Here is a 2,539-nt window from a genome sequence, read left to right on the forward strand (position 1 = left end):
AAACGGAATAGGTGAATTTAACACAATCCAGATTATAGCTAATTCATTTCCTAGGATTAAAGAACATATTTATTCAAAACTATGCGAAAAGAGGCTGAAAAACGATGTAAAAAAATGCATAAATAAAAAACGCGAACTATTTGTGAACTATCTGCGGACTATTTGCGAACGATTTACGGACACGTTTTGGTTTTTAACATGATATATTTGTATTGTGAGAAGTGGCGGAAAACACAACTCACTATGTTGTTTCTAAATTTCTAAACGGCTTCATAATGACGGCACATAAAATCCGAAACCAGCAGATGGTACTGATTGAATGTCACCGTTAATAAGGAGAGCTTTTGCTCTTCTTCCAGTTACTTAATAATGTACGAGCGGTTTGATGGGGCAACATTAGGTGATTGGAAGAAGGATAAAACTTCATTTACCGTATTCATATTTTGAAGGAAGAATAAGTAGCGCAATGTTGCTCTTTTGTTGATTTTCAATAAGACTCTAAATTCTGAACATGATACAATTGTATTGGTTTATAAGTTTAATATTAAATGTAGAAAGGGTTGTGGAACGGATGAGTAGTTTAGATCAATTCATTGAAAGAGTAAAGGTAGTTGTGACTGCAGATGTAGAAGAAAAGATATTACGCGAAAAATACAATCAGGTAATACTTCCATGTATGAAAAAAATTGAAGAAAGTTTAAAACAAATAGATGGATACGATTACTTTATTTCTACATCGAATGAGAATTCGGAACTAAGAATACAAAATGTAAAATTTAGAGTTAGAGTGGACGAAAGTACTAATACTATTAAAGTGAAAAAAACAACAGATACATTCATACATGAAGATTTGGACGAAATTATTTTACAAGAAGGAAAACTATTCAGTAAAAACCGTGAAGAAATATTCACTGAAGGCATATTGGTGGAATATTTGAATGAGGCGTTTGAGGGGATTTTAGGTCAATAATTTATTTTAAAAAAGCATCCATTCGGGTGCTTTTTATTTTTGAGGAGGATGAATGATGGGGAACGAAACAATAGTATTTAAATCAACGTATCCACACAAGATTGATCCAAATAAAATCAAAACATTAGATGATGTGATTCAAATTTTAAAAAGAGTTACTCTACATGTTGATGATGAAGGATTAAAAGGAATTGAACATTTGATTTTAAAGGATGATGAATAGTGGAATTAAATAAGCTTGAAAAAGCAATGGTCATTGGAATAATCCTTCGCGCTCTTCGTAGCAAAAAGAAAATAAAACAGTATGTGGGATTAGAAAGGTTACCAGATGTCATTCAAGTGTTAGATGAGTTACAAGAAAAAGCAACACTTGAAGAAAAGGAAGAAGCTGTAACAAGTGTAACCAAAAAATTATTGGATGATTTGTTAGAGAAAGATAAGGGGTGAGTAAATGAAGAGCCTATTAGGAATGTGGATTGCTCAGATTAGATGGGCTAAGAGATATTATAAAAATGGATTGCTCTCATATTTTCTACATAAATTCGGGATTATTAAAAGTCCTACACTTTCTTTGATTGTAGTTTATACATTCAAAGAAGATATCTTTTTTTGGAGAAAGTTAAGAAAGGGTTGAGGAGATGGAAGATGTAATTGAGACTAGATTAAAAGAGTTCTATAAGTTATATGAAGCGTGTAAAGTAATCAGCAATTGGATTCGAGATAATTGGGAATCAATAATGGAAATGGCTAGAGCTTTTACACAATGCCTAGATTATGACTATGAACCAACAACACCTAAACAAGTATATGGATATTTTAGACATAAAGTGATGAAGTCACAGGTTATAAATCGCAAGCCTAGATGCATAAGAGCGAGGACGGTGTGTTAACAATGGACTATATTAAGCTCATAAGAGAAGGTAAGCTTATGAAGTTCTATAAGTCTAAAGAATGGAGAGCGCTGAGGCTAAAGGCTTTACAGCGTGATAATTGTGAATGTCAGATGTGTAAGTCAAAAGGTAAATACAAAGCTGCTGAGAATGTGCATCACCTTAAAGAAGTGAAGACACATCCACACTTAGCAATGGATTTAGATAACCTGCAATGCTTATGTATTCGATGTCACAATGAAGTACACGATCGGTTAGATAAGGTTGAGAAGAAGGTACCTAAGTTCATGAATGAGGAACGGTGGTAGCTATGATTATTGTGGATGGTAGTTGGACATTTGATACTGACTTAATGATTCAATACGCTGAGAAGGACGAGCGTACGTCATATGAGCGCGACATGCTTAATCAGTTCCGAAAGTATGCTTACTGGCGTTACTGCCAAATAAGAGATTGTGTGAACCCAAGAAAGTGCAAACGACTTAAACTTAATGATGTTAGAGAAAGATTGCAAGAAGAAGAGAATTTAATATTTACAACAGACATGCTAAAGATTTCTAGTGAAGAAGTCTTTTTTATTTTGGATTTTATTGAAACTTACTTTGAATTAGTTTCTTAAACACCCCCCGGTCAAAAAGTTCGGCTTTTAGTAGGAGGACCGTTCAACGGGGGGAGGAGA

5 protein-coding genes are annotated in these 2,539 nt (G+C 33.8%); all 5 read left to right on the forward strand.

The window, feature by feature from the left end:
* Positions 1-571 precede the first annotated feature (571 nt).
* The 5 genes from EBQ15_RS30845 (at position 572) to EBQ15_RS30870 (ending at position 2,479) form a co-directional block, all read left to right on the forward strand.
* The gene (locus EBQ15_RS30845; protein WP_000096322.1) at positions 572-970 is read left to right on the forward strand and encodes a DUF3942 family protein; all 399 of its coding nucleotides are present in this window, start codon (positions 572-574) and stop codon (positions 968-970) included.
* 55 nt (positions 971-1,025) lie between these two features.
* On the forward strand, positions 1,026-1,193 hold the full coding sequence (locus tag EBQ15_RS31385) for a hypothetical protein (protein WP_000526239.1): 168 nt from the start codon (positions 1,026-1,028) through the stop codon (positions 1,191-1,193).
* Positions 1,193-1,417 (forward strand): hypothetical protein, encoded by a 225-nt coding sequence (locus EBQ15_RS30850; RefSeq protein ID WP_000422426.1) that lies wholly within the window; start codon positions 1,193-1,195, stop codon positions 1,415-1,417. The genes EBQ15_RS31385 and EBQ15_RS30850 overlap by 1 nt, the downstream gene beginning before the upstream one ends.
* A gap of 481 nt (positions 1,418-1,898) precedes the next feature.
* On the forward strand, positions 1,899-2,168 hold the full coding sequence (locus EBQ15_RS31390; RefSeq protein WP_229172754.1) for an HNH endonuclease: 270 nt from the start codon (positions 1,899-1,901) through the stop codon (positions 2,166-2,168).
* Positions 2,169-2,170: 2 nt separating this feature from the next.
* Entirely contained in the window at positions 2,171-2,479 is a 309-nt protein-coding gene (locus EBQ15_RS30870) for a hypothetical protein (RefSeq protein WP_000587661.1), read from the forward strand.
* The last annotated feature ends 60 nt before the right edge of the window (positions 2,480-2,539 follow it).

The organism is Bacillus sp. 2D03 (assembly GCF_003946765.1).
Taxonomy (GTDB): domain Bacteria; phylum Bacillota; class Bacilli; order Bacillales; family Bacillaceae_G; genus Bacillus_A; species Bacillus_A cereus.

Bases quoted from the DNA above. Each gene is read 5' to 3' on its own strand.
- EBQ15_RS30870 (WP_000587661.1), top strand. From the start codon at position 2,171: ATGATTATTGTGGATGGTAGTTGGACATTTGATACTGACTTAATGATT.
- EBQ15_RS30845 (WP_000096322.1), top strand. From the start codon at position 572: ATGAGTAGTTTAGATCAATTCATTGAAAGAGTAAAGGTAGTTGTGACT.
- EBQ15_RS31390 (WP_229172754.1), top strand. From the start codon at position 1,899: ATGAAGTTCTATAAGTCTAAAGAATGGAGAGCGCTGAGGCTAAAGGCT.
- EBQ15_RS31385 (WP_000526239.1), top strand. From the start codon at position 1,026: ATGGGGAACGAAACAATAGTATTTAAATCAACGTATCCACACAAGATT.